Here is a 22,629-nt window from a genome sequence, read left to right on the forward strand (position 1 = left end):
CTAGGTGCGTGATGTGCAGCACAGCCAGCGATGTGCAGATGTTTGCACGATGACGTATCTAGCTGTGGACATGTCGCGATTGCGCTCTTGACCGGCTCGCCCGTCTGCATGACGGTGGTGCAAAGGACTGCACATCACGTGATCGGAGACAGGCATGCCGCTACGGTTCATCGGGATTGACCCCGACACGAAGACCGAGGACTCTCCCACCGTCTGGGTCGACCAGGAAAATCACGAACTCGTCTTCCAGGGATGGAAGCCCAGCGCTGCACTTGAAGCCGAGTGCGCAGCCTTCGAGGTACCGGGACACGCTGTTGGAATCCCGGACGACGAGGCCGTGATCCGTCTCCCCGCGAGGATGGTGCACATGATCAGGGAGGCTTGCGATGCCGCCGAGCGTGCCGACGATCGCTGAACTCATGGGCGGATGCACACGATCCGCCGTGCACCTTGAAATGCGGGACCAGTACGGAAACGCCGCTGAGGCCGACGACTTCCGGTCATGGATGGAAACCGGCCGCCTCGACACCGACCCGGCATCCTCGGACTGGGCGCCCTGGGTCAGCCTCGTCTCGCAAACCGTCGCGCGCGGCGTCTCGGTGCGGCGCGCCCGCATCGTGTCCGAGCCGGTGACCGACTACATCCGCTACGAGCACGCTTCGACCGTCGTCAACGTGCATGCGGGCGAAGACGTGCGCTGGCTCCCACGCCGGCGCGCCTCGGATATCGCGCTACCCGGAAACGACTTCTGGCTGTTTGACGACCAAGTGATCCGGTGGGGCTACTTCTCCGGCAACGGGGCCTTGGTCGGCCACGAGACCTCCGAGGACCGCGGCGCCGCGAAGCTGTGCGCCGAGGCTTTCGAGGCTGTTTGGAGCCGCGCCGTCCCTCACGACCTCTACCAGATCCGCTGATCAGAAAGCACCGGCAGCCAACCCATGCCCGCCTCCCCTTCCTCATCTGCCCAGGCCGCGCGTGAAGCCGTCGCCCATCGGCTGCGCGACCTCCGCAATGAAGCTGGCTTGACGGTCGTTCAGTTGGCTGCCGCGTGCAGCTGGCACTACTCCAAGACGTCGCGTATCGAGAATGCCCTAACCGGGCCCTCAGCGACCGACATCCGCCATTGGTGCGCCGCCGTCCGTGCGGAGGACCAGGCGCAGGACCTCGTCATCCAGTCCGTCAATGCCGAGTCGATGTACCGGCAGTGGCGCGACCGGGTCCGTACCGGGCTGCGGCCCATCCAGGAGAGCCGCACGCGGACCTACCGCGAGACGGAATGCTTCCGTATGTACTCCTCGAGCCTCGTGCCCGGCCTGCTCCAAACGGAGGGCTACGCGCTCGCCGTCCTCGGCATTGCGGCGAGCATTCACCACTTGCCCGAGGACGACAGTGCGGAGGCCGCGCGCGCCAGGATTGAGCGCTCGCGCATCGTCCACGAACGGGGGCACCGGTTCGTCGTGGTGGTTGAAGAGCCGGTGTTGTACTGCCAGGTGGCCGACCCGGCTGCTATGGCCGCGCAGCTCGGCTATCTCCTCACCGCTGGCGCACTGCCTGCTGTCTCTCTGGGCATCATCCCGAGGGCGGCCCGACGTTCACATTGGCCCGAAGAGACGTTCCACATCTACGACGACCGGCATGTCTCGGTCGAACTGGTGTCCGCCGGGGTGAACGTGACGCAGCCCGGCGAGATCGCTCAGTATTTGGAGACGTTCGAGCGACTGCGCAGCATGGCCGTCTATGACGCGGACGCGCGAAGCCTGATCGTGAAGGCCATTGACGCGTTGGGCTGACGGGCCAACCGCTCAGCTGGTCAAAGTGCCCTGGTGGAAGTACATCCGCCAGCCCGTCTCCCCCAGGCGCCACAAAGAGCTCCGCCATGCCCGACGGCCCTGGTTGTCGGCGAAGTACGTCAGATGAACGACACCCGGAGCAAGAACGACTCCAGACATTTGACTGACGTTGACCGGAGACTCCGGGGATACGCTGCCTCCGCTCGTCACCGTGAGGATCGACTCCGCGTCCCACTTGCGTCCAGAAGCCCCGATCTCGGTGAAGTCCGTGTCCAGGAGCTCCAGGACACGGGCCGGGGAAGCGCGCACCTCGGGATCGAGAAGCAGCATCTCCCCATCGATGGCCGCTCGTATGGACCGCTCACTCTCATCCGTCATGCGGGAACCCTACGAACACCCCTTCCAAAGGCACAGCGAATTGTTCACGCAGAAAGCACCCTCGCGCGGCCACCGAGGCCGTGCGGGGGCGTTGTTCGTTCAGTGTGCGGCGAGTTGATAGATCGAGAGGGCGAAGCCGCCGACGGCGACGGACTGCGCCGTCGACTGGCTGGGATGTCAGTTGATTACACCGTCGTGTGGGCCCACCGGCTCTCCCACGCCACCGTCGTGAGTGACGGCCGCCAAGTCCTCTGCGCGATCAGGATCTGGTCGCGGCCGTCTGAAGCGCACGGGCCCGGTCAGAAGCTGCGCACCCCCGCTGCAGCCCGAGGTCGAGTTCTCCTGGACGGGCCCCGACGGGCCCCGCACCTGGGCCCGGCCCAGGAACGCGCGCAAGGAGGAGACCGACCTCGCCCACCCGCAGGTACCGGCCCGCCCCTACTGGGCCACCGATGCCGGCGGCCACGAACAGGTCGGCTGCATCTACACCGCCCAGGGCATGGAATACGCCTACAACATCGTCATCATCGGCAATGACCTCGTACGCCGCGGCGACCAGTGGCTCGCCCGCCCCGAGGAAAGCCACGACTCAGCATTCGAGAACATGCCCCCGCACCGCTACCTGCCATACGCCCTCAACGCCTACCGCGTCCTGGCCACCAGAGGCACCCGAGGCACCCGCCTCTACTCAACCGACTTCGACACCCAGGCCCACCTGGCGACGCTGCTCCCTCAATCATGACCGGCGCTCCTGCCAAGGCCAGCTGTGAACAGGTCCTCTGGCCCCGGCTGAACGCGATCTCTGGCCCCAGGGGCAGGATCTGCATTTGAGTGTTCGTCACAAGTGGTGCAGGCCCAGCCTTGCGGTGGGAACATCGGTGCGCTCCGGCCAGCCAGGGATCCGTAGGGGCGACCCGCGATCCAAGGTGGGTGCAGTTCCTCTGAAGGTTGATCGCGCCGGTCAACGGGCTCTCGATAGCATTGGCGGACGGCTCGCAGCGATAAGAGGGCACGACGTCTCGTGGTCGAGGGGGAGAACTTCCTCTGGACCTTGAGCCACATCCACCGCGCCCTGGGCAACGGCCTATACGAGGACTGCTGCGAAACCCTCGTCATCCGCCAGTTCAAAGCGAGGGGGCGCCTCCACATCGTCTTCCAGGCAGGCTCCGGCAGGCTTGTCCCTGACGGGAACCTCATGCCATCCGGAGCCGTCGGCACGGACCTCGGTAGAACCTTGAACCTGCACGATCCGGGCACTGTCAGAGCCCTGCTCGACGCAGCCCTGAAACGCGGTTGGCGTACCGACGATCCCGGGACTGAAGAGATCGACGGCTGGAGCATCTTCGATGAGGTGGTCCAGTACCGCGGCGCGACTTCGCCCGACCGAGCTGTCCGCATGGACAGCTCGTTCTGATCGTCTGCGCTGCCGGTCAGCCCTCAGCGGCAAACGGTCGGGCAGGGCGGGACTGGAGGTTAGGGCCGGTGGAAGACAGCGAGTGGGCCGTACTCGGTGGAGGTGGTATCGGCGAGTTCGGGGTGTGCGGGCAGGCGGTTGCGCAGGATTGCCAGAGTGTCGGGCCAGGCTGTCACGGGGTCTGCCGGGTCGAGCAGTACGCGGTCCCAGTCCTGCACTCTGGTTGTGCCGGTGCGGTCGATGACGAATCCGAGACAGTTCTCCGGGTTCTGGTCGAGGGTGCGGACCAGGGCGGCGACGGCTTCCTCTCGGTCGGGTTCGGGAATTTCTGTGAGCTGGAAGGTGAGCTTCTGGGTGGCGTCGTCGACGTGTTCCACTGTTGTGGCGAGGTGTTGGTCGTAGCCCATCCAGCATGCGAACTCGATGGCGCGGTACTGCTCGTCGGTCAGGGCGGAGAGCAGGTTTTCGGTTCCCCCGGTGAGTGGTTCCCGTTTCCCTTCGCGTGTCTCACAAAAGCCGAAGAGGGCGTCCGAGAGCGGATGAACGGCTGAGAGCCCGCTGACCTCCAGGCTGTTGAGCAGTGCCTGGCTTGTGGCAGTGGTCAGCGGTGGCTGGTACCAGGTGAAGAAGCCATCGGTCGTGGAGTTGTCCTGGGCGGTGGCTTCTGCGGAGGCGTTCTTGCCGAAGCGCTCGTCGAAGATCGCCCGTGACCGCTCGTGGGAGACGTCGGGGCTGATGTAGTTCTGGTTCCGGATGTGGGCGACGAACTCGTCAGGCAGCGCGACATGGTGGCGGCGTACGTAGTGGACGAGTTCGACGGGCCACATCCAGGTGCCGTCCGTGATCAGGGAGCCGGCGCCGGTGATCCACACGTCGTCCGTAATGACGTCGCGCTCCGCGCCCATGGCCGAGAAAATCTCGGTACTCGACTCCATGTAGCCGAGGATGCGGTCCTCGTCCCACTCGCCCGTACTGCGGGCCGCGTCGCGCAGGGAGGGGGCGGGTTTCTTTCCCTCGCCGTGGCCGTCGAGTTCCCGGTAGAAGCCGGCTTGCTTGATCATCATCACTCCAGTTGAACCCGGCACCTAGTCGACCACAGGCAGGAAGACACGCCAGTAGCCGTTCCTGTCGATCGTAGGAGTCTGGTTGAGTCCCAGCGTGGATCCGGTACCCACCCTGTCCGTGGGCGCGTACACAGGCACGCCGAGTTCATTTGCCATGCTCTGGCCGAGCGGCATTTCCGGGGGTACGGCGTCGGCGCCGGAGTGGCACGACACTAGGCGTACTGGCTCGCCGGGATGGTAGTTGGGGTTGTTGCGAATCGCGTCCACGACATGGTTGGGGTGGACTTCGAAGTCCGTCAGGTCTTTTCCGTAGGTATTGACGCGGCCCGCGGCGAAGACGCCCTTGTTCGTACCGTGGACCACCACGTCGTGCACTCCGGGGAGCCGGCGGACGCGCTGGAGGTTGTTCAGGGTGGACGTGTCATACCCGACCGTCGTGGTGTTCTTGCTGTAATAGACCGGGTCGCCTGAGGCGAGTTCGAAGTCGCCAGGCTTGGCCGGAGGAGCAGGAGTCTTCGAACCCTCGCTCCGTAGCAGGTTCCAGGTGCGGCTCTTGCCCATCTGGTCGAGGGCTGCACCGTTCAAGCGCAGCGAACCGCCGAAGACCTCTTGGAAGCCGCCGGCCTCGGCGGTGACCCGTGCCGCGCTGCCCGCCCCGCCGAACATGCCGCCGAACAGCATTCCGTCCTTGGCTGCCTGGCTGGCCTCGTCGAGGCTGAGGCCCTTACTCTCGCCGGTCGTGATCGCGATGGGCTGGGCGACGGCGAGGTCCACGGTGACCGACTCGATGCCGCCGAGGGCGGCGGTGGCCAGGGTGGTGCCAGCGATGGTGGCGACCTCGGTGGAGACGGTGACGCCGATGGTTCCGGCGAGTTCCACGATGCTGGCGGTGGCCGCTGCCGCCGCGGCTTCGGAGATGCCTGCGGTGAAGATGGCGAGTGCAGTGCCCGCGATGATGGTGGCGCCGACGATCTCGAGCTCATGCTCAAGGTGCTTTGTCGCGGTGTGCACGGCGTCGGCGTACTTGTCGAGGGCCTTGGCCAGGTCGCGTGAGCCGTCGATCATGTCCTGGAGCCAGCCGTGCTTCTGGTGGTAGTAGCGGCGCCAGTACGGGTCGTCGAAGGCGGATATCGCCTCGCCCTTGTTGTGCTCGATGATCGTGCGGGCCGACTTGTTCGCGGCGGCGGTGACGTCCTCGAGGTCGTCGGCGAAGTCTCGCCACGCCTTGGCCGCATCCCGCAGGCCGTCCTCGTCGGCGTCCGGCCACCACATGCCGGTGACGTCCTGGACGATCTTCTTGGCCTTATCGGCGACGCTCACTTGCCGTCGCCCGCGCTCTTGCTGTCCCTGACGGAGATCCTGCTGAACATGGCGCGGACCAGATCGTCATTGTCGATGTGGCCGTCCGCCATGTCCGTCATCGCCTCGTGGATGCTGGCCAGCCCGTCGGCGAGGATCTGCGCGGACTGCTCCATCTGCTTGACGTGTGGGCCGTATGCCTTGTGGAAGGCGGTGCCCTGATCGTCATCGCCCCAGGGCGAACCAGCCGCGAACAGTGCCGTCTTGAGCTTGGTCAGGGCCTTAAACAGATCCGTGCTGTGGGTGTGGAAGTGCGGGGCTGTCGCCTTCAGATCGGCGAGCTTGATGTCGAGTATCTCGCCCCGGTCACCTGTACCGCTGCTCATGAACGCGCGCTCTCCCCCGTGGTCGGCTCGTCAGCCGTACGACCTTAACCAAGTTGTGTCATTAGCAACTGTTAGGACAGTAAAGGGAAAGTAAAAATCCATTGAGTGCAAGGAGGTTCGCTGCCTGATGCCACCCCTAACCCCACCAGTAAGTTCCGCCGACGACTGCACCGGACCAGTTCCGGATGGCGCCGGACGATCACGAGCCAACGACGGTTGCGATCGGGAACTAAGCGAGCGGCTTCATGGCGACCCGCGAAGTGCACGCTGGCCCCGGCGGGGCACAGTTCGTCCCGAGCGGCTGGCGCCGGACGAGTCGTGGGAGTTCTTTCAGCGGGTGACAACGGAGGCGCAGTCGCGGCCTCAGGATGGTGGACGACGTCCCCGCGAGTGCGGGGAGCACCGGCTCAACGAAGGCAGCCTGCAGCACCACACGCGGGTCGCATAGGCAGCCGGAATGCGGGACGGACAAGGTTGCGCACGCTGCTCGCAGGCGGACCGTCAGCGATAGGCGACGAAGCGGGGCTGAGGGTTTGGTCCACCCTGACATCCGCGGAAAGCGCGTGATTGACTCCGCTGGCACGCACGAAACTGGCACCATGTCGGCTCCGGGGCAGGCACCAACCCTAGGACACCAGAGAGATCGTCTGGCTTCGAAGCACATCCGTAGCACCCAACGGTCTCCCGTGGCCAGCCCTGTCCCTGGGGCACAGGTATCAGCTGGTGGGCGGTTCGGCGACGGGGAGCTGGCCGCTGACAACGGCCAGCCAACTTGGGTGACATGCATCTGCGGCTCATGAATGCTGGCCCGTCACGTACACGCGTGACGGGCCCGGAATGTGCGGTCGTCAGCCGCTCAGGTGTTTGGCGAGGAAGTCGGCATTTGCGGCCAAGTCGTGGCCCAGTCGCACGCTGTGGCACGGGAGTTCGGCGAGACGCGCGGTGACGGCGTGGCGGGCGTGGTCGTTACCGCTGCCCGGTGGGGGCCGGGCCGAGGAGGTCGGGGTAGCGGTCCTCGGTGGCGCCATGCATGAAGTCCTCGTCGCCCAGGGGGCGATGACGGTCAGTGGCAGCCGGTGAGGCGTGGGGGTCGATCTCGGGGAACAGGACGTCGGCTGCGTGGCCTTCGGTGGCAGGTCGAGGCCGAACCAGGTGCTGAACTGGTCGAGGAAGACCTGGACCTTCAGCTCCCTGCGTTTGTCCGCATCCCACAGCGGGGTGCGCTGGTGCTCGGCAAGACGTCCCCCAGGACGACCGGATACAGTGCGCGTTTCGACAGTCTGGTTACTTGAGAAGGGGAAGCGTGACCGACACCAGCGAAGCCCAATCCGCGGACGGTATGGCGCCTGCGCCCCAGCAGAGCCGACTGCGCCGCCTGATGCGCTACATCCCTTTGATCGCCCCCATCCTGCTGTGGGCCGTGCCCTGCTGGGTGCTGCTTCACGCCGGCCAGCACTGGCCGCTCCCCGTGGCGCTGGGCGGCACCGCCCTGTTCGTCCTCGGTCTGATCGGTATGCCGCTCACGATGGTGCGCGGCCACGGCCGGCGCCAGCAGGACTGGGCGGCGATCGTCGGCGACACCCTCCTTGGGGCCAGCTGGGTCCTGTTCACCTGGTCCGTCCTGCTCGGCGTCCTGCTGCGCCTCGCCCTGACTGTGGCCGGCGTAGGCGATGGTCAGAGCCGGGCCCGGATCGTCACTTGGGCGGTCCTCGGCATGGCCGCCGTGCTGCTCGCCTGGGGGTACGCCGAGGCCCGCCGGGTGCCACGGGTGCGCCAGCTCGACGTGCAACTCCCCCGCCTGGGCGCCGGATTGGACGGCACCCGCGTCGTCCTCATCACCGACACCCACTACGGCCCGCTCAACCGCGCCCGCTGGTCGGCGTGGGTCTGTGCGACCGTGAACACCCTGCAGGCCGATCTGGTCTGCCACACCGGGGACATCGCGGACGGCACGGCCGAACGCCGCCGCGCACAGGCCGCCCCGCTCGGCACCGTACGAGCCACCCGGGCCCGGGTCTACGTAACGGGAAACCACGAGTACTACAGCGAGGCCCAGGGCTGGGTCGACCTGATGGACGAGCTGGGCTGGGAGCCGCTGCGCAACCGTCATCTGCTGCTCGAACGTGGCGGTGACACCCTCGTCGTCGCCGGCGTGGATGACGTCACCGCCGAGTCCTCCGGCCTGGCCGGCCACCGCGCCCACCTCGCCGGAGCCCTGAACGGCGCCGACCCCGACCTGCCCGTCCTCCTCTTGGCCCACCAGCCCAAGTTCGTCGACCGGGCCGCAGCAGGCGGAGTCGACCTCCAACTCTCCGGCCACACCCACGGCGGCCAGATCTGGCCCTTCCACCACCTCGTCCGCATCGACCAGCCCACCGTCGCCGGCCTCAGCCGCCACGGCAACCGCACCCTTCTCTACACCAGCCGCGGCACCGGTTTCTGGGGCCCGCCGTTCCGCATCTTCGCCCCCAGCGAGATCACCCTGCTCGTACTCCGCTCCCCGCAGCGGCCCCCCACGCCATAACCGGAGCGGGCCGACAATCCCGCAAGGACCGTTTCACCGAGTCGAAGCCTGCCTCGTCCCCACATGCGCGGACACCACCGGTCAGCCCTCTCAACGCCTAACCCACCGGGCGAAGTCGGCCCTCGCCCCCCTCTGCTCCGAGCGGTCCCCCTACAGATGACCAGCGTGCATCTGCAGTCCTTCCCAATGACGCACCAGCCCGTCGTGCCTGGGCCTCCCCCGCTGGGCCTGCCCTGGGCCCAAGCCGAGGCTCAGGCGTTCCATCTGCAAGGAGTGAGCCATTTCGCCCGCGCCGAACGCAGCGCGGCCAAGTCCCGTGCGGCCTTGGAGGCGCCCTCCTTCCTGTCCGCCGAACAGGCACGCCTGCATGCCGCGCACGCATCACTGTGCGCCGAGGCGGAACACTGGTGGCAGGCGCTCGCGGCGAACGACGAGGAGACCGTCTGCGAGGCGGTGAACACCGCATTCTCTGACAATCCGGCCGCTGGGTGCGCGGTCGGTGTCGACGGCTCGGTGCTGTCGGTCGTCATGCGCCAGCAGGATCTCGACGCGATGCCCACCCAGACCCCGGGCCTCACGCCCAGCGGGCGCCCCACCCTCAAGAACCTCACCAAACGAGACCGGACCCTGTGGTGGCTCACCTCCATGGGCTCCAACATCATCGCCACCCTCAAGGAAGGATTCGCCACCGCACCCGGCATCACTGCCATCGATCTCGCTGTTCTCACCCGCCTCCCTGACACCCAGCTCCTCGGCTTCGTGGCCTACGGGCGCTGGACCCGCCAAGCCGTCGCGTCGACACCCTGGCACGAACCCGAGGACGCCCTAAGGTTCTTGGACATCGGGCAGGACGTGGCGTGTTCGGTCACCACGACGGCCTCCGGGACCTTCTCCAGCAAAATCAAGCCGCTCGACATCAGCCGCACCGCCGGACTCCAGGACCTCCTCGATCACGGCCAAGAAGACCCGGACACACCGGAACCTTCCCTGGCCGACCTGGACATCAGCCTCGGTGCCAACAGCACGCCAAGTGGCCGTACGCCGACCACTGGATCTGATCCGTATCGGATCCGCACCTTCGCAGAATGGCAAAGCGACACGGGGACTTCACCGATCTCCCCCGTCCTCGGAACCCGGCCCCGCAACCACACCGCGAGCCGCCCACGTCTCTCATCCCCGGCCAGACCCTGGTGCTGCCGGAAGAAGCCTGGCAAGGAATACACATCGCGCTCACCTTCGCCGGAGCGGACGTCGACCTGACCCTCTTCCTTACCGGCACGGACGGCCGCGTGTCGGACGACCAGGACTTCGTCTTCTACAACCAGCCCTCTGCCGCCAACGGCGCGTCCCGCCTCTTGAGCAAGCAGGCCGAAGGCCCTCAAGTAACCGAGAAGGCTGCCGTACACCTCACCGCCCTGCCCGAGCACACCTCACTGGCAACGAAGACGGCTTCTATCCGGCTCTCGACCACTACCGCGCCCAGCACAGTTAGGTCGAAGACCGCCCCCATGACATGGGTGAGGACTTCGACTTCGACAACGCGGAAGAGATGCGCCGGCGTCTGCCTCGCCTGGCCGCCCTCTACTTGAAGGAGAACCAGCGGTGAGCAGCACACTGCCGTTCTTCCGGCACCACCCCGATCCCGTGACGACTGGGGCGATCACCGCGAGCAGCGAGGTGTGCGTGCGCTGCGGCCAGGCAAAGGGGTGGATCTACACTGCGAGCTTCTACAGCGAGCACACAGTACGGGGCCGGATCTGCCCGTGGTGCATCGCCGATGGCAGCGCTGCTGAACAGTTCAACGGTGAGTTCGTCGACGCGTACGGGTTGAATGGCGTGTCCTGGGAGGTCTTGCTGGAGGTGACTCGCCGCACGCCCAGTTTCCATGCCTGGCAAGACGCTCGCTGGCTCGTCCACTGTCAGGACGCCGCGGCGTTCATCGCCGAGGTCGGCTACACCGAACTGGCCGCACACCCTGAAGCCCTCGACCAACTTCGCACCGAGATGCGCCTCGAGGGCTGGCACGACGCCCCAAAACTCGAAAAGTACCTGCAAAACCTCGGCCAGGGCGCCACCGCCATGCTCTTCAAGTGCACCGTCTGCGGCGACTACCTCGCCTATACCGACGCGTCCTGACCTACACCACCAGGCCAAGGCAGTGACGTCACTCGGGCTGTATGTCAACGCCAGAACGATGGGCATGCCAGAGGTGTCGGAGGGCTTCGAGCTCGGTGCGAGGGAAATGCTCACCCACTTGCCTCGGTAGCCGCTTTCGTCGTAAGTCCGGGCCACCTCGTCAAAGCATCGGATCGCGGCGCGGACGAGATGGTCGATGTCGAGCTGACTCGACCAGATCTCGGTTCCTTTGTTGTCGTGATCGCGGCCATGACGCAGTTCCAGTACGCGGATCCAGATGTCCTTACCTGCGCGGTAGAAGATCCACCGGTAGGCGGTTGGCTCGGCCTCGAACTGCGCGCGGCTCTCCGTCTCACCCGCGACGAGCCGGGCCAGAGCAGCCAGGAAATCCTCTGGGGCGCTGGTGATGTAGGACGCGGCGAGCCCTGCTCTCGCTTGGTGGTCTTCCACGGTGCAGTCGGCCCAGCCGTGTCCGCTCAGCGTCCAGGTCATGCGCATATCCGCCGTCATACCACGAACGCGCTGGACCAGCGGCTCGAAGAAGAACGCCTCCGCCTGCGCGTCGGAGAGGTTGATGCCACCCGGCAGGCCGACGGCGACAGCGCGCCAGGCTTCACCCAGCGCGCCGAGCAGGGAGAACTCACCTGGTCCGAGGCCACCAGCGGGCCGAAGAGCACCATGCCCAGCGGCAGGACGCGATCCAGCGCGGGCAGCAGGTCCTCGAACAGCTCGCCACGGACTGGACCTCTGTCCAAGGTCTGGCAGCCCGCCGGGACGGTCCCTACGCCCAGGAAGCCCTTGCTGGTCTCACCCCAAGCACGTGGGGTCGTCGCACGCCTGACATTCACGGCCAGATCACGTAAACGCCTCCGGGGCCAACGCACTTCGGCGTTGGCCCCGGAGACATCTCCACGCAGTGGTCAGCGATCCAGCGCACCTTCGGTGCGCGCCGGGGGCGTGGTAAATGTCCTGGCGCGCGCCGGAGATGCTCCCGTCTGCCGGTGTTGTGGGTGGTTGCCGGCCGGGAGGCTGGTGGGGTTCGTTCCGGCCGAAACCGAATGCTCTGTGATGCCAGCGAGCTCGCTGGTCAGCGTGGTGCTGGGGGCCGTCCACGAGAACCGTGGAGTGTTGCTGTGAGCACGTGCGTCAGACTCCTGATTCACCTTGGCCCTCCCGGAACGGCAGCCGAACTGTCCGTCCGGGAGGGAGCAGGACCATGGATGTGCTGCACGAACGTTGTGCGGGTCTGGATATCAGCAAGAAGGACGCCAAGGCGTGTGTCCGCGCCCCGAGTACGAAGCGCCGCGGATCGTTCACCAGCGAGATCACGACCTGGGGTGCGACGACGAACGCGGTCCTCGCCCTGCGTGAGCACCTGATCGCGGCGCGGGTGAGCCTGGTGGTGATCGAGGCGACCTCGGACTACTGGAAGCCGTTCTACTACCTGCTGACCGAGGACCTGAACGTGATCCTGGTCAACGCGCGCCAGGCCAAGAACCTGCCCGGACGCAAGACCGATGTCTCCGATGCCGCCTGGCTGGCCCAGCTCGGCTCGCACGGCCTGCTGCGGGCCTCGTTCGTGCCGCCCCAGCCGGTGCGCGAACTGCGGGATCTGACCCGGTCCCGCACCCAGATGACCCGCGAGCGCGGCCAGATCGTGCAACGGCTGGAGAAACTCCTGGAGGACACCGGGATCAAGCTCTCCTCGGTCGCCTCCGACATCACGGGTGTCTCCGGGAGGGCCATGCTCGAGGCTCTGATCGAGGGTGAGCGTGACCCGCAGGCCCTCGCGGAGCTGGCCAAGCGCCGGATGCGGAGCAAGATCCCCGAGCTCACCGAGGCGCTGACCGGCCGGTTCCGTGAGCATCACGCCTTCCTGACCCGTCTCCACCTGGACAACTACGACCAACTCACCCGGGCCATCACGGAGTTGGACCGGCGCATCGAGGAGGCGATGGCGCCCTTTCGTGACGCGCTCGACCTGCTCGACACCATCCCCGGGGTCAGCCGGGCCACCGCCGAAGTCATCGTTGCCGAGACCGGCGCGGACATGAGCCGCTTCGCCTCACCCAAGCACCTCGCCTCCTGGGCCGGTGTCTGCCCGGGCCATCACGAGTCCGCCGGCCGCACCAAAAACACCAAGGTCCGCCCCGGCAACCCGTATCTCAAAGGCGCCCTGGGCATCGCCGCGTTCAGCGCGGTACGGGCCAAGGACACCTACCTGCAGGCCCGCTACAAACGGCTCACCTCCCGGCGCGGCCCCCTGCGGGCTCTGGTCGCCGTCGAGCACTCGATGATCACCGCGATCTGGCACATGCTCACCGACCGGATCCCCTACCACGAGCTCGGCGGCGACTACTTCACCCGTCGTGACCCTGAGCGCGCCACCCGCCGCGCGATCAACGCACTCAACGATCTCGGCTACACCGTCACCCTCAACCCCCTGGAGCGCACAGCCTGAAACCCCCTGGCTCCAGCCACCCGGCGACCACCATGACCGCCGGGCGAACACCCCTGCCTAAAACCACTCCGACCTGCTGTTATTTACGCGTCAGAGTGCCGAGGCGTCCACGAGGGCGCCTACATCGATGGCACCACGCAGGACGTAGGCGATCTCCTCGGGCTTGAGGTCGATGCCTTCGAGCCCCTCTGCGGTCAGCGGGATCTCCTCGAGCGCGTATTCGCCCCGACCCTCGGCGCTGAACTCGGGACCGGTGCGGTCCTCAAAGTTCCACGTCGCGATGCGGGCCAGGTAGAAGAGCTGACGTTCTTCGTCCGACTCCACCGTGTGCAGGAGGCGGATGATGTCGGCCTTGCCCGCGATCTCTTCGTGGATCTCCCTGTGGAGGGCGGCCTCCCGGGACTTGTCGGTGGGCTCGACGCCACCGCCGGGGAGGACCCAGTACACGGGGAGGCCGGGCTTGGTGCGGCGGATGACCAGCATCGTGTCGTCCGCGGTGACGAGGACGGCTCGGACTCGTTCGATCATTTCGCTCTGACTCCTTGCTTGTTGACAGTCTCAGTGCAGCAGCCAGCCGCCGTCGACGTGGACGGATTGCCCAGTGATGAACGACGCGGACGGGCCGACAAGGAACACGCCACCAAGGCCGCCACGCCTTCGGGCTGGCCACGGCGAGGGACGCACTGGCAGTTGATCTGCTCTTCCGGGCGGGCTCGATGGTGGGCAAGGATGGCGGTCTCGGCGTCGACTTCGATGGCTCCGGGCAGGACGGTGTTGACGCAGATGCCGTACGGGCCGCGCCCGGGCTGCTTCCCCCAGCCCCGTCCCACTCCAGGGCGGTAGGGAGCGGGTGACGAGAATCGAACTCGCACCCTCAGCTTGGGACGCTGCGCACTTTGGGGACCGTTGCAGCGCTGACCTGGGTGAGTGGCCGGTTCGTGGCCTCGTCGGGCTGGGCTGGTTTCCCCCTGATTCCCCGCTGTCCCTTGCTCGATCTGATGCGCGCAGTGGTGCGCCGCCCAGCCCGCTGCCTGCGCAGAAGGCCGTCACCAGTGCTGGTGACGGCCTTCGCAGGGGAGCCCCTTGTGGTGGTCAGGGGCAGCTGATCCGGGTGTCGCCCGTGTCCGTCGTACAGGTGTCCGTGTCGAAGCCGCCGTTGGCGGTGTCGTTGCCGGAGATGTTGTCGACGGTGTTGAGGTTGTCGGTGCCGTAGTTGCCGATCAGGTTGTCGTTGCCGGGCCCGCCGTTCAGGGTGTCGTTGCCGAAGCCGCCGTCGAGACGGTCATTGCCGTAGCCGCCGTACACGGTGTCGTTGCCGTAGCTTGCGTTGACGCTGTCGTCGCCTCCGAGGGCGCAGATCACGTCGTTGCCGTAGTTGCCGTTGAGGGTGTCGTTGCCGCTGGTGCCGATGATCGTGCAGCCGCGACTGTTGTTCACGGTGGTGGTCGCGGTGGCGGTGTTGTTGCCGGGGTTCGGGTCGCTCTGGGTGGCGGTGACCGTGGCCTTGTTGGTGAGGGTGCCGGAGGCGCGGGGCTCGACCACGACCGTCACCTTGGGGTGGGCGTCGGGGGCGAGGGTGCCCAGGGAGCAGCTGACGCTCGTCGCGGTGGTGGTGCAGGTGCCCTGGCTCGAGGTGGCCGAGACCACCGACGCGGCGGGTCCGGTGAGCGTGTCGGAGAGGGAGACGCCGGTGGCAGAGGTGGTGGTGCTGTTGTTGACGGTCACGGTGTAGGTGGCGCGGTCGCCGATGCTGACTGTGGCGGGACCGGCCTTGGTGACCGACAGGTCCACACCGGAGGGCGGCGGCGGTGTGCCGAGGCCCCCCTCGTAGCGGGCCAGGGCGAAGTCGGTGTTCGGGCCGCCCTGACCGGCGGCGACGATCTTGCCGTCGGGCTGGAGCGCCACGCCGCGAGCCTGATCGCTGCCGCCGAGGTCGGTGGTCACCAGGCCGCCGGTGCCAAAGCCACTGTCCAGGCTGCCGTTGGTGTTGTACCGCAGGACCGCGAAGTCGCCGCCGGGCCCGTTGCTGCCGGCGACGACGATCCTCCCGTCGGGCTGCAGCACGACGTCCTGGGCTCCGCCGCCACCGGAGGTGAGGACCCGGCCGGCGTTGCCGAAGGTGGTGTCCAAGCTGCCGTTGACGTTGTAGCGGGCCAGCGCGAACCTGCCGCCGCTTCCCCCGGCCGCAATGATTCTGCCGTCGGCTTGGACCGCCAGCCCTTCCACGGACTCGTAGTCACCGAAATCGGTGCGCTCGATGCCGTCGCCGCTGAAGCTCGTGTCCAAGGTGCCGTTCGCGTTGTAGCGCAGGAGGACAAAGTCGAAGCGGGTCGTCCCGACCTGACCCCCGACAACGATCTTTCCATCGGGCTGCAGCGCCAGGGCGCGCGCATCGCCGCCCTCCTCCAGCGACTCGGGCGCCGGGTCGGTGGTCACCTTGCCGTCGCCGCCGCCGAAACTCGTGTCCAGGGTGCCATCGGCGTTGTAGCGGGCCAGTGCGGCATTGCCACCGCTAGTCCCGAGGGCGACGATCTTGCCGTCGGGCTGCACCGCCACGTCCCGGGCCTCGTCCGGGCTGCCGAAGTCGGTGAACACCCTGCCGTCGCCGCCGCCGAAACTCTGGTCCAGGGTGCCATTGGTGTTGTAGCGAGCCACCGTGAACCAGCAGCAGTTCTCGTACCCTCGCCAGCTGCTGCCCACCGTGACGATCTTGCCGTCGGGCTGCAGCGCTACGGCGTTGGCCTCGCTCCACTGGAAGTCTGGGTTCATGTTGTTGATGGCGGTCGTCACGGTTCCGTCGCCACCGAAACTGGTGTCCGGGGTGCCATCGGCGTTGTGACGGGCCAGCGCGAAGTCGCTTTCCAATGTCGAATAGTCGGCGGAAGCGCCGACAGAGACGATCTTGCCGTCGGACTGGACCGCCACGTCGTTGGCGTGATCGTCGTCGGCGAAGCTGGTGAGCACCTTGCCGTCGCCGCTGAAGGTGGGATCGAGGGCGCCCGGGGCAGCAGCCGCGGTGCCGGGCAAGGCCAGGACGAGTGCCAGACCGGTGGCCGCCACGACCACGGCCCGGGCCGCCCGTGACCGGCGGCGTCTTCCCCAGTATCGGCACGACGCCGGTCGCAGATGAGAGGTCAGCATGGGCCGCAGCTTTGCGCCGGACACACAACATTCCGTCCGTCGCTTGGCCGCGTTGCGCTCACCGGCCGCCGGAATCCACCCCCGCGGGTGAGAAATCATACCGAGGACGGGTGAAGCCTCGGGTGAGTGCAACTGAGACCACCGACCGCCATACGGCACAGGCCCGGCTTCGTCGCCGCGTCCGGTGGACCAAGAAACCCCAGCTCAGGCGACTTCTAGGCTGGGGTTTCGGTAGAGCCCAGTGTCGGATTGGAAGCGACGACGTACGCAGTGCAAGCTGTCTGATCTTGGTCCGGGAGCGTCCAGGGCCAGGGCAATCCGCTCGACGGCCTTCAATGGAGTTCCAAGGGGTCATCGCGCCGCAGCGGACGGCTGCAGACAGCCCTGGGCTGAGGCGTCATTGAGACCACAATGGAGACCGCCACTGCCGGCGCTCCGCTGGCCTTGGTGGCTCTGAGGCAGCGTTAGGGGGCGCTCGACCTTGCGCTGGTGGTCAGGCGCGACGCCATGAGACCTACCGCGAACCGTGGTCCGCCGTCCTCCAGCACACTGACGGCTGCGATCCTTGAGACGCCGAGAAGGCCCTGCACACGGTGCTGCCCGATGTCCTGCGCTTCGACCGCAGCCTCCGCGACGACCTCCGCCGCCTCAACAAGCCCAGCTCGCCCGCCTTCAGCATCGCTGCCGAAGGGCCCCGGCCTGGGCACGCGACCACACAGACCACCGCGCCCCCGGACACACAAAAGGCCGCCCTCTCAGTCACGAGAGACGGCCTCCGACCTGCGCCCCCTTACCAACGACCGCAGGTGCACGAGAACGCGAAGCTCCTGACAGGCACAGGCAATCTTGATCGAGAACCCGTGCCCGCCAGGAGCTGTCGTGCCACTCAGCCGGCGCAGGCCTTGCCCTGCCGATCACGCCGTTGGGCCGGAAGGGACCTCACCGACTGACGGGCAGGCTGCCGATCAGAAGGAGACGCTGACGCCGGCCTGGTGGTACTGGCCGATAGCGCCCAGGGCCTCGTTCTTGGCTGCGTCGAGCTGAGCCAGGACACTCGCGTCGCTGACCGTCGCAGGGCCGGCGGTGACACTGGCGTGCGGGCTCAGGCCGCCGGAGACGTTGGCGAGTTCGGCGTCGGAGATCTCAATGGTCTGAACCTGGGGAGCGGAGTTCATGAAAAGACTGCCCTTCGTATGGGTTCCACAAGGGGAGCGGCCCCCGCTGGGGACAGACGGCGGGCCGCTACCGCGGGAGCGCAACGTCCGATTTCGGAAACCTTCGCGCGAGCCCGGCGGTGCAAAGGATGAAACCACGGAACGCGACCGGCACCCAATCAATCGGCGCTCCCGTCACAGCAGTTGAATGCACTGGCTACTCATCCGTGCGGGACCGAACACGAATTGGGGCCAGCTTCTCCACACGCCGCAGCGCACCGGGAGGTGAAGATATTGCCACGGTGACCCCGAACGGGACACTTCACACCAACAGGGCATCATCCGGCGATTTCTCGGGCGGAACCAACTCACTCGTGCCGCAGTTGCGCATTCAATGTGCAGATTCACCGAGTCCGGGCTCTCGCCCCACTCAAGGGAACTGACCGTCGGCGATCGATGGCGGAACGTGCCGCAGAGAACTCTGCGCGTCGCCTTCAAGACGCCGCCGACCCCGCCTACGCCATGGGTCGGGTCACCGAAATAGTCGGCAGCATTGCGGGCGGACCGGATCCGGCGACGCCCCGGTCTCGGCGACCTGATCAACGAGTTCCTCCGTGTAGCGGCCCACCACTGCAGTTCACAGACCTCGCCTCCACCTGCGGAGCGCTGCGGGGCATCGCTTCGGCCACCGCAGGACATCGATCCTGGATCTGTGCCACCTGTCCATTTCGCGCCGCGCCCGACGGCACCCGGACGCGGCGACCTGCTCGACGTAGCCGGTTCCGCGCAGAGGCCGAGCTCGTGCTCGGCCTTGGGTTGGCGTGCACCAAGCGATCGCCGCCGCCTTCGGTCCGCGCGGCATGGGACCTGGCGCTCGCCGTCCCGACCGGACCGCGACGGCCCGAGCGGTGAAAGCTGTCGGCTACTTGGCTGGGGCTTTCCGAAACGCGTCGGCGTGCTCGGAGACCCACTGCCGAAACGTCCGTGCCGGTGCACCGACGATGTCGGCCACAGTCGACGTCACGTACGCCGGGCATCCGACCGTCGCACCCCATGCGTCGAGCAGCATCTCCACGGCCGGGCCCGGCCAGATACCTTCCGTCGCACGCCGGAACTCGTCAGGCGAGAGCTCCTCGAACGGGATCTGGCGACCGAGGACGTCCCCGATCACGGCCACTTGCTCCGCCTGGCTCAGCGATTCGGGGCCGGTGAGGACATAGTCGCCGCCGGAGTGTCCTTCCTCGAACAGGGTGCGTGCCGCGACAGCCGCAAGATCGCGCTCGTCGATCGGTGCGGTCTCGGCTGCACCGTGGGGCCACCGGATGACGCCGCCGCCACGGATCGTGGGCGCCCACCAGAGCCGCGCGTTCGAGTTGAACATCCCGGGCCGGATGAACGTCGACTCGAGTCCGGCAGCCGTGATCAGGCGCTCGATCTCGGCATGCAAGCGAGCCATGGGGTTCGGCTGCCGGAAGAACGGGTGCGGTGTCTGGTGCGGCGAGGAGAGGAAGACGACCCGCCGCGTGTGCGACGCGAGCCGTTCGACTACAGCCTCAGCGGTGGCGGGCGGAGCAGTCCACAGGAGGAACACCGAGCCCACCCCCCGCAGCGCGGGGTCGAGCGACTCGGGCTCGGTGAAGTCGCCCGCAACGACCTCGACATTCGCCGGAAGCCCGGCCGCCGCAGGTGTGCGCGTGAGCGCCCGTACCGGCATGCCCGCAGCCAAGAGCTCGGCGATCACCGCGCGCCCGATGCGACCCGTGGCTCCTGTCACCAGGACGGGTTGCATCTCGCCCTGCTCGCGGGCCGTCTGTTGTGCACTGCTGGTCACCGGGACCTCCCGTACTTCCGTCCGCCTCGCCGTGGTTCAGAAGGCGCGTCACGCCGAGGGCGGGGTCACGTGCTGTCACTACGTCGAGAATAACGTAACTGAGTCACATTATTAACCTGGTTTCGCATGGCTGGCCGTTCAGGGCCGCACCCTCACCCTTGCACCGAGCCGCAGGAACGCCCATCCAATGACACACCGCACGCCCGCACCCGTCCGCTCCCTCCGCCTCCTGATCCTTCGTCAGGTCCGCGAGAACCCGCACTGGGCATCCCGCCAAGCACACGGCGAACTCAAAAGGGCGCACGCGCCGTATGGACCACACCTCCCTCCGCCGAACCGCCGGGACTGCGCCGCGCGCCGCCGGTCGTCGTCAATCACAAAGGCCTCGTCCCGCCGTCCATTCCTGGCGTGCGCACCTGGAGGATCCGGGTGCGTGTGCGCAGGGCGAAGCCGATCGACTGGAACAGGCGAATCGCCGTCTTGTTGGCGGCCGCGGCATGCAGGAACGGGGCCCCGCGTTCCCTGATGCCCGCCGCGACCGCGTCTACCAGTCGCGTCGCGAGGCCCTGCCCGCGGTGGGCCGGGGCGGTGCAGACCGCGCTGATCTCCGTCCAGCCGGGTAGCCGCAGCCGTTCACCGGCCATCGCGATCAGCCGCCCCTGCTGCCTGATGCCCAGGTAGGTGCCGAGCTCCACGGTCCGCGCGAGGAACGGCCCCGGTCGGGTGCGGGCGACCACCTCAAGGATCTCCGGTATGTCACCGGGCCCAAGCCGCACCGCCTCCGGCGCGCGCTCGGACCGAAGGGACACATCGACCAGTTGCACTCCGCGAGACCACACCCACCTGGCGAGGGACCTACTAGGAAATAAAAGGCAATTCGCCTACATCAAACGCCCTCGCAGGCGGCGCAGCTCCCGTAGACGAGACGTGACGGGCGTCGCGGCCATGTGCCGCAGCGAACGCTCAGAGGTGGCCGTCCAGGAACTTCCGTACCTCGGCGATGGTCATAGGCCCCGTGCCGTGCGCCACCGCCTCTCCGTCCTTCAGCAGGACGTAGGACGGGGCTCCGGTGATCCCGTATCGCTCGGTTGCGGCCGGACAACGCGTGATGTCGGCGCGGACGGCCGTCAGGCGGCCCGTGTAGTCGTCGGCGATGCCACCCACGACGATGTCCATCACCCGGCAGGGTTCGATTGCCTTGGGCCATGTCCCGGTGAAGTACGCGAGGACCGGAACTCCGCTCATCCCGAGGATGAAATTGAACTCCGCGTCCTCACGGGGTCGGTGAACCCGATTCGCCATGGAAGCTCCTGACCTCACATTCCGTCATTCCATCCCCATCATCCCTCGCGCGGTGTGCCAGGCCGGCCCGGTCGGTCGTCCGGTTGACCTGTCGGAAGGAAGGCACGGGGCCGTCGCAGAACCGCGGTGGTCCCCGGCGCGAGCGGCCCGGCCTCCCGCCCCTGGTAACCCGGCCTGGCCGCCTCGCCGGTCACCCAGCTGCAGCCCGCCGCGCGCCCGTGGGTCAGCTCGTGCCAGGACAGCGCCTTCCACGACGACATGAAAGAAGTTTTCCAGGGCATAGCTGCCCAGATCGCCGACCAGCTGCTCGATGAGCGCGTCGACGAGCGGGCCGGTGCGCATCGTCCACCGGATCCAGTCGAGCCGTATCCGCCACCGCGCTTCTCAGAGACAGCGCCCCCGACGGGCTTCCCGAGGCCTTGTCTGGTCTTCAACATCACCCCCCGGTCTCACAGCTGAGCTGGCTCATACCGCTCTTCCCGGGGCCGCATGAGCCGGCTGATGACACCGAGGACGAGGCACGATTCCTGGACCGCTCGCGGACGCGGTCGTGGACGGGCGAAGTACGCGTCAGCTGCCCCGAAGGCTGACCGCCAGCGTCAGTTCAAGGACCCGGTGTGGCGATGCGAGATCCGGAAACAGCTCCCGCAGCTGCGACATCCGGTATCGGACGGTCTGGGGATGGACGAACAACGCCGCCGCCACCTCCTCCCGCCTGCCCTGGTGCAGCAGCCACGCCCGCAACGTCTCCTCCAGCCTCTGTGCGGTCGCGACAGGCAAGGTCCGCAACGGTGCGAGGGCTCGGGCACGCAGGTCTGCGAACGCGTCCACGTCGGCGCTCAGCACCAGCTCGGGCAGGTGGTCCTCGGTGTCGCGAATATTAGAGGAGAGGGAGCGCGCGCGTGCGGCTCGTGCGTACGAGGCGGACGCACGAGTCCATGGCCGGGCCGGGCCGACCACGGCGGTGCGGTCGGTCAGCTGCCGCAAGAGATGTGATCGGTCGGCATCGGGGACGAGCAGCACACCGGTGGCGTCCGGCTGATCGTCGAGGACGAGGGTGCTCGGGTCGAGCGTGCGGTAGGCAGGCCGGGCCTGGTCGGCGGGCAGCAGGACTGCGGTCAGCGAAGCCGGAGGCTGCCACCCGGCCCGTTGAGCAGAGGCCAGCAGCACGTCCGGGCTGGCGCCGGCGAGGAGGTCGCGGGCCAGGTGTTCCAGGTGGCGCTCGTGGGCCCTGCCCCGGGCGGCCAGTTCGTCGGCGTGGCCCGCGGCGCTCGCGGCGGAGAGCTCGTCGATGTAGGCGAAGGTCAGCTCGGCGAACTTGGCGACCTCGGCGGCGGGCAGACCTGCGGGTACGGCACCCGCTGCCAGGCATCGCCAGGCCACGCGGGCGCCGACGCGGTAGGCGCTGAGCAGGGCGTCCATCGAACGGCCGTCGCGGACCTCGCCTCGGCCCAGCTCGTAGGCTGCGTCACCGGCGTCGCCGCCCGTGGCGTTCCCGCTCGCGAGGTCCAGGTAGTGCCCCAGGGCGGTGCGGACGGCTCGGCGCATGGTGCCGCCCATGCGGCCCGAAAGGGCATTGGCGTAGGGAGGGACCTCGTCGATGATCGCCTGGACGACCTCGTCGGCGGTGGTCTTCAGCGCGGCCCGAAGTGCGGTGACCGTCGTCTCATCCAGGGCCAGTTCGCTGGCCCTCCGGATTGCATGGCTCACGTTTTTGTTCCCTGCGAACAATTCAGCCGACCAGATTTA

20 protein-coding genes and 2 pseudogenes are annotated in these 22,629 nt (G+C 67.4%); 10 read left to right on the plus strand and 12 right to left on the minus strand.

What is annotated here, in order from left to right:
* Positions 1-154: 154 nt before the first annotated feature.
* The 3 genes from OG456_RS02975 to OG456_RS02985 are packed head-to-tail and all read left to right on the plus strand — an operon-like array spanning position 155 to position 1,790.
* Positions 155-415, plus strand: coding sequence for a hypothetical protein (locus OG456_RS02975; protein WP_266556942.1), 261 nt, complete (start codon positions 155-157; stop codon positions 413-415).
* On the plus strand, positions 387-914 hold the full coding sequence (locus OG456_RS02980; protein WP_266556944.1) for a DUF6879 family protein: 528 nt from the start codon (positions 387-389) through the stop codon (positions 912-914). Before OG456_RS02975 ends, OG456_RS02980 begins: the two co-directional genes overlap by 29 nt.
* Positions 915-938: 24 nt before the next feature.
* Positions 939-1,790 (plus strand): helix-turn-helix transcriptional regulator, encoded by an 852-nt coding sequence (locus tag OG456_RS02985; RefSeq protein WP_266556946.1) that lies wholly within the window; start codon positions 939-941, stop codon positions 1,788-1,790.
* Between the two features lie 12 nt (positions 1,791-1,802).
* On the opposite strand, the gene OG456_RS02990 is transcribed toward OG456_RS02985, so the two are convergent.
* Positions 1,803-2,168 carry a DUF4440 domain-containing protein gene (locus tag OG456_RS02990; RefSeq protein WP_266556948.1) on the minus strand — a complete coding sequence of 122 codons (366 nt, stop codon included), beginning with the start codon at positions 2,166-2,168 and terminating at the stop codon, positions 1,803-1,805.
* Between the two features lie 232 nt (positions 2,169-2,400).
* Between OG456_RS02990 and OG456_RS02995 the strand changes: the two genes are divergently transcribed.
* Together OG456_RS02995 and OG456_RS03000 are read left to right on the plus strand one after the other, a co-directional pair.
* The gene (locus OG456_RS02995; RefSeq protein WP_266556950.1) at positions 2,401-2,910 is read left to right on the plus strand and encodes a DNA/RNA helicase domain-containing protein; all 510 of its coding nucleotides are present in this window, start codon (positions 2,401-2,403) and stop codon (positions 2,908-2,910) included.
* Positions 2,911-3,189: 279 nt separating this feature from the next.
* Entirely contained in the window at positions 3,190-3,582 is a 393-nt protein-coding gene (locus OG456_RS03000) for a hypothetical protein (protein ID WP_266556952.1), read from the plus strand.
* Between the two features lie 59 nt (positions 3,583-3,641).
* Here the strand turns inward: OG456_RS03000 and OG456_RS03005 are convergent, their stop codons facing one another.
* The 4 genes from OG456_RS03005 to OG456_RS03020 all read right to left on the minus strand — a co-directional run bounded on the left by OG456_RS03005 (position 3,642) and on the right by OG456_RS03020 (position 7,359).
* Entirely contained in the window at positions 3,642-4,646 is a 1,005-nt protein-coding gene (locus tag OG456_RS03005; RefSeq protein ID WP_266556954.1) for a hypothetical protein, read from the minus strand.
* Between the two features lie 21 nt (positions 4,647-4,667).
* Positions 4,668-5,966: a WXG100 family type VII secretion target gene (locus tag OG456_RS03010; RefSeq protein ID WP_266556956.1), complete on the minus strand. Its 1,299-nt coding sequence runs from the start codon at positions 5,964-5,966 to the stop codon at positions 4,668-4,670.
* Entirely contained in the window at positions 5,963-6,331 is a 369-nt protein-coding gene (locus tag OG456_RS03015; protein ID WP_266556958.1) for a hypothetical protein, read from the minus strand. The genes OG456_RS03010 and OG456_RS03015 overlap by 4 nt, the downstream gene beginning before the upstream one ends.
* Positions 6,332-7,179: 848 nt before the next feature.
* Entirely contained in the window at positions 7,180-7,359 is a 180-nt protein-coding gene (locus OG456_RS03020; RefSeq protein WP_266556960.1) for a hypothetical protein, read from the minus strand.
* Between the two features lie 275 nt (positions 7,360-7,634).
* Here OG456_RS03020 and OG456_RS03025 point away from each other — a divergent pair, with 275 nt between their 5' ends.
* The 5 genes and pseudogenes from OG456_RS03025 (at position 7,635) to OG456_RS03045 (ending at position 13,452) form a co-directional block, all read left to right on the plus strand.
* Complete coding sequence (locus OG456_RS03025) at positions 7,635-8,855, plus strand: metallophosphoesterase (protein ID WP_266556962.1); 1,221 nt, start codon at positions 7,635-7,637, stop codon at positions 8,853-8,855.
* A 204-nt stretch (positions 8,856-9,059) separates the two neighbouring features.
* Complete coding sequence (locus tag OG456_RS03030) at positions 9,060-10,115, plus strand: hypothetical protein (RefSeq protein WP_266556964.1); 1,056 nt, start codon at positions 9,060-9,062, stop codon at positions 10,113-10,115.
* 29 nt (positions 10,116-10,144) lie between these two features.
* Positions 10,145-10,234: pseudogene (locus OG456_RS03035) on the plus strand (hypothetical protein); the annotation flags it as partial.
* Positions 10,235-10,457: 223 nt separating this feature from the next.
* Entirely contained in the window at positions 10,458-10,991 is a 534-nt protein-coding gene (locus OG456_RS03040; RefSeq protein WP_266556966.1) for a CbrC family protein, read from the plus strand.
* A 1,216-nt stretch (positions 10,992-12,207) separates the two neighbouring features.
* Complete coding sequence (locus OG456_RS03045; protein WP_266556968.1) at positions 12,208-13,452, plus strand: IS110 family transposase; 1,245 nt, start codon at positions 12,208-12,210, stop codon at positions 13,450-13,452.
* Positions 13,453-13,542: 90 nt separating this feature from the next.
* Here OG456_RS03045 and OG456_RS03050 read toward each other — a convergent pair whose 3' ends face one another.
* The 7 genes and pseudogenes from OG456_RS03050 to OG456_RS03080 all read right to left on the minus strand — a co-directional run bounded on the left by OG456_RS03050 (position 13,543) and on the right by OG456_RS03080 (position 22,590).
* Positions 13,543-13,980 carry an NUDIX domain-containing protein gene (locus tag OG456_RS03050; protein ID WP_266556970.1) on the minus strand — a complete coding sequence of 146 codons (438 nt, stop codon included), beginning with the start codon at positions 13,978-13,980 and terminating at the stop codon, positions 13,543-13,545.
* A gap of 564 nt (positions 13,981-14,544) precedes the next feature.
* The gene (locus OG456_RS03055; protein ID WP_266556972.1) at positions 14,545-16,512 is read right to left on the minus strand and encodes a calcium-binding protein; all 1,968 of its coding nucleotides are present in this window, start codon (positions 16,510-16,512) and stop codon (positions 14,545-14,547) included.
* 1,046 nt (positions 16,513-17,558) lie between these two features.
* Positions 17,559-17,768: a hypothetical protein gene (locus OG456_RS50385; RefSeq protein ID WP_323136282.1), complete on the minus strand. Its 210-nt coding sequence runs from the start codon at positions 17,766-17,768 to the stop codon at positions 17,559-17,561.
* Between the two features lie 901 nt (positions 17,769-18,669).
* Positions 18,670-19,578, minus strand: a complete 909-nt coding sequence (locus tag OG456_RS03065) for an NAD(P)H-binding protein (protein ID WP_323136283.1) — start codon at positions 19,576-19,578, stop codon at positions 18,670-18,672.
* 374 nt (positions 19,579-19,952) lie between these two features.
* Positions 19,953-20,405: pseudogene (locus OG456_RS03070) on the minus strand (GNAT family N-acetyltransferase); the annotation flags it as partial.
* A 136-nt stretch (positions 20,406-20,541) separates the two neighbouring features.
* Positions 20,542-20,880: a co-chaperone YbbN gene (locus OG456_RS03075; protein ID WP_266556974.1), complete on the minus strand. Its 339-nt coding sequence runs from the start codon at positions 20,878-20,880 to the stop codon at positions 20,542-20,544.
* A 570-nt stretch (positions 20,881-21,450) separates the two neighbouring features.
* Complete coding sequence (locus OG456_RS03080; RefSeq protein WP_266556976.1) at positions 21,451-22,590, minus strand: CdaR family transcriptional regulator; 1,140 nt, start codon at positions 22,588-22,590, stop codon at positions 21,451-21,453.
* Between the last annotated feature and the right edge of the window lie 39 nt (positions 22,591-22,629).

This window comes from Streptomyces sp. NBC_01446 (assembly GCF_026340095.1).
Taxonomy (GTDB): domain Bacteria; phylum Actinomycetota; class Actinomycetes; order Streptomycetales; family Streptomycetaceae; genus Streptomyces; species Streptomyces aureus.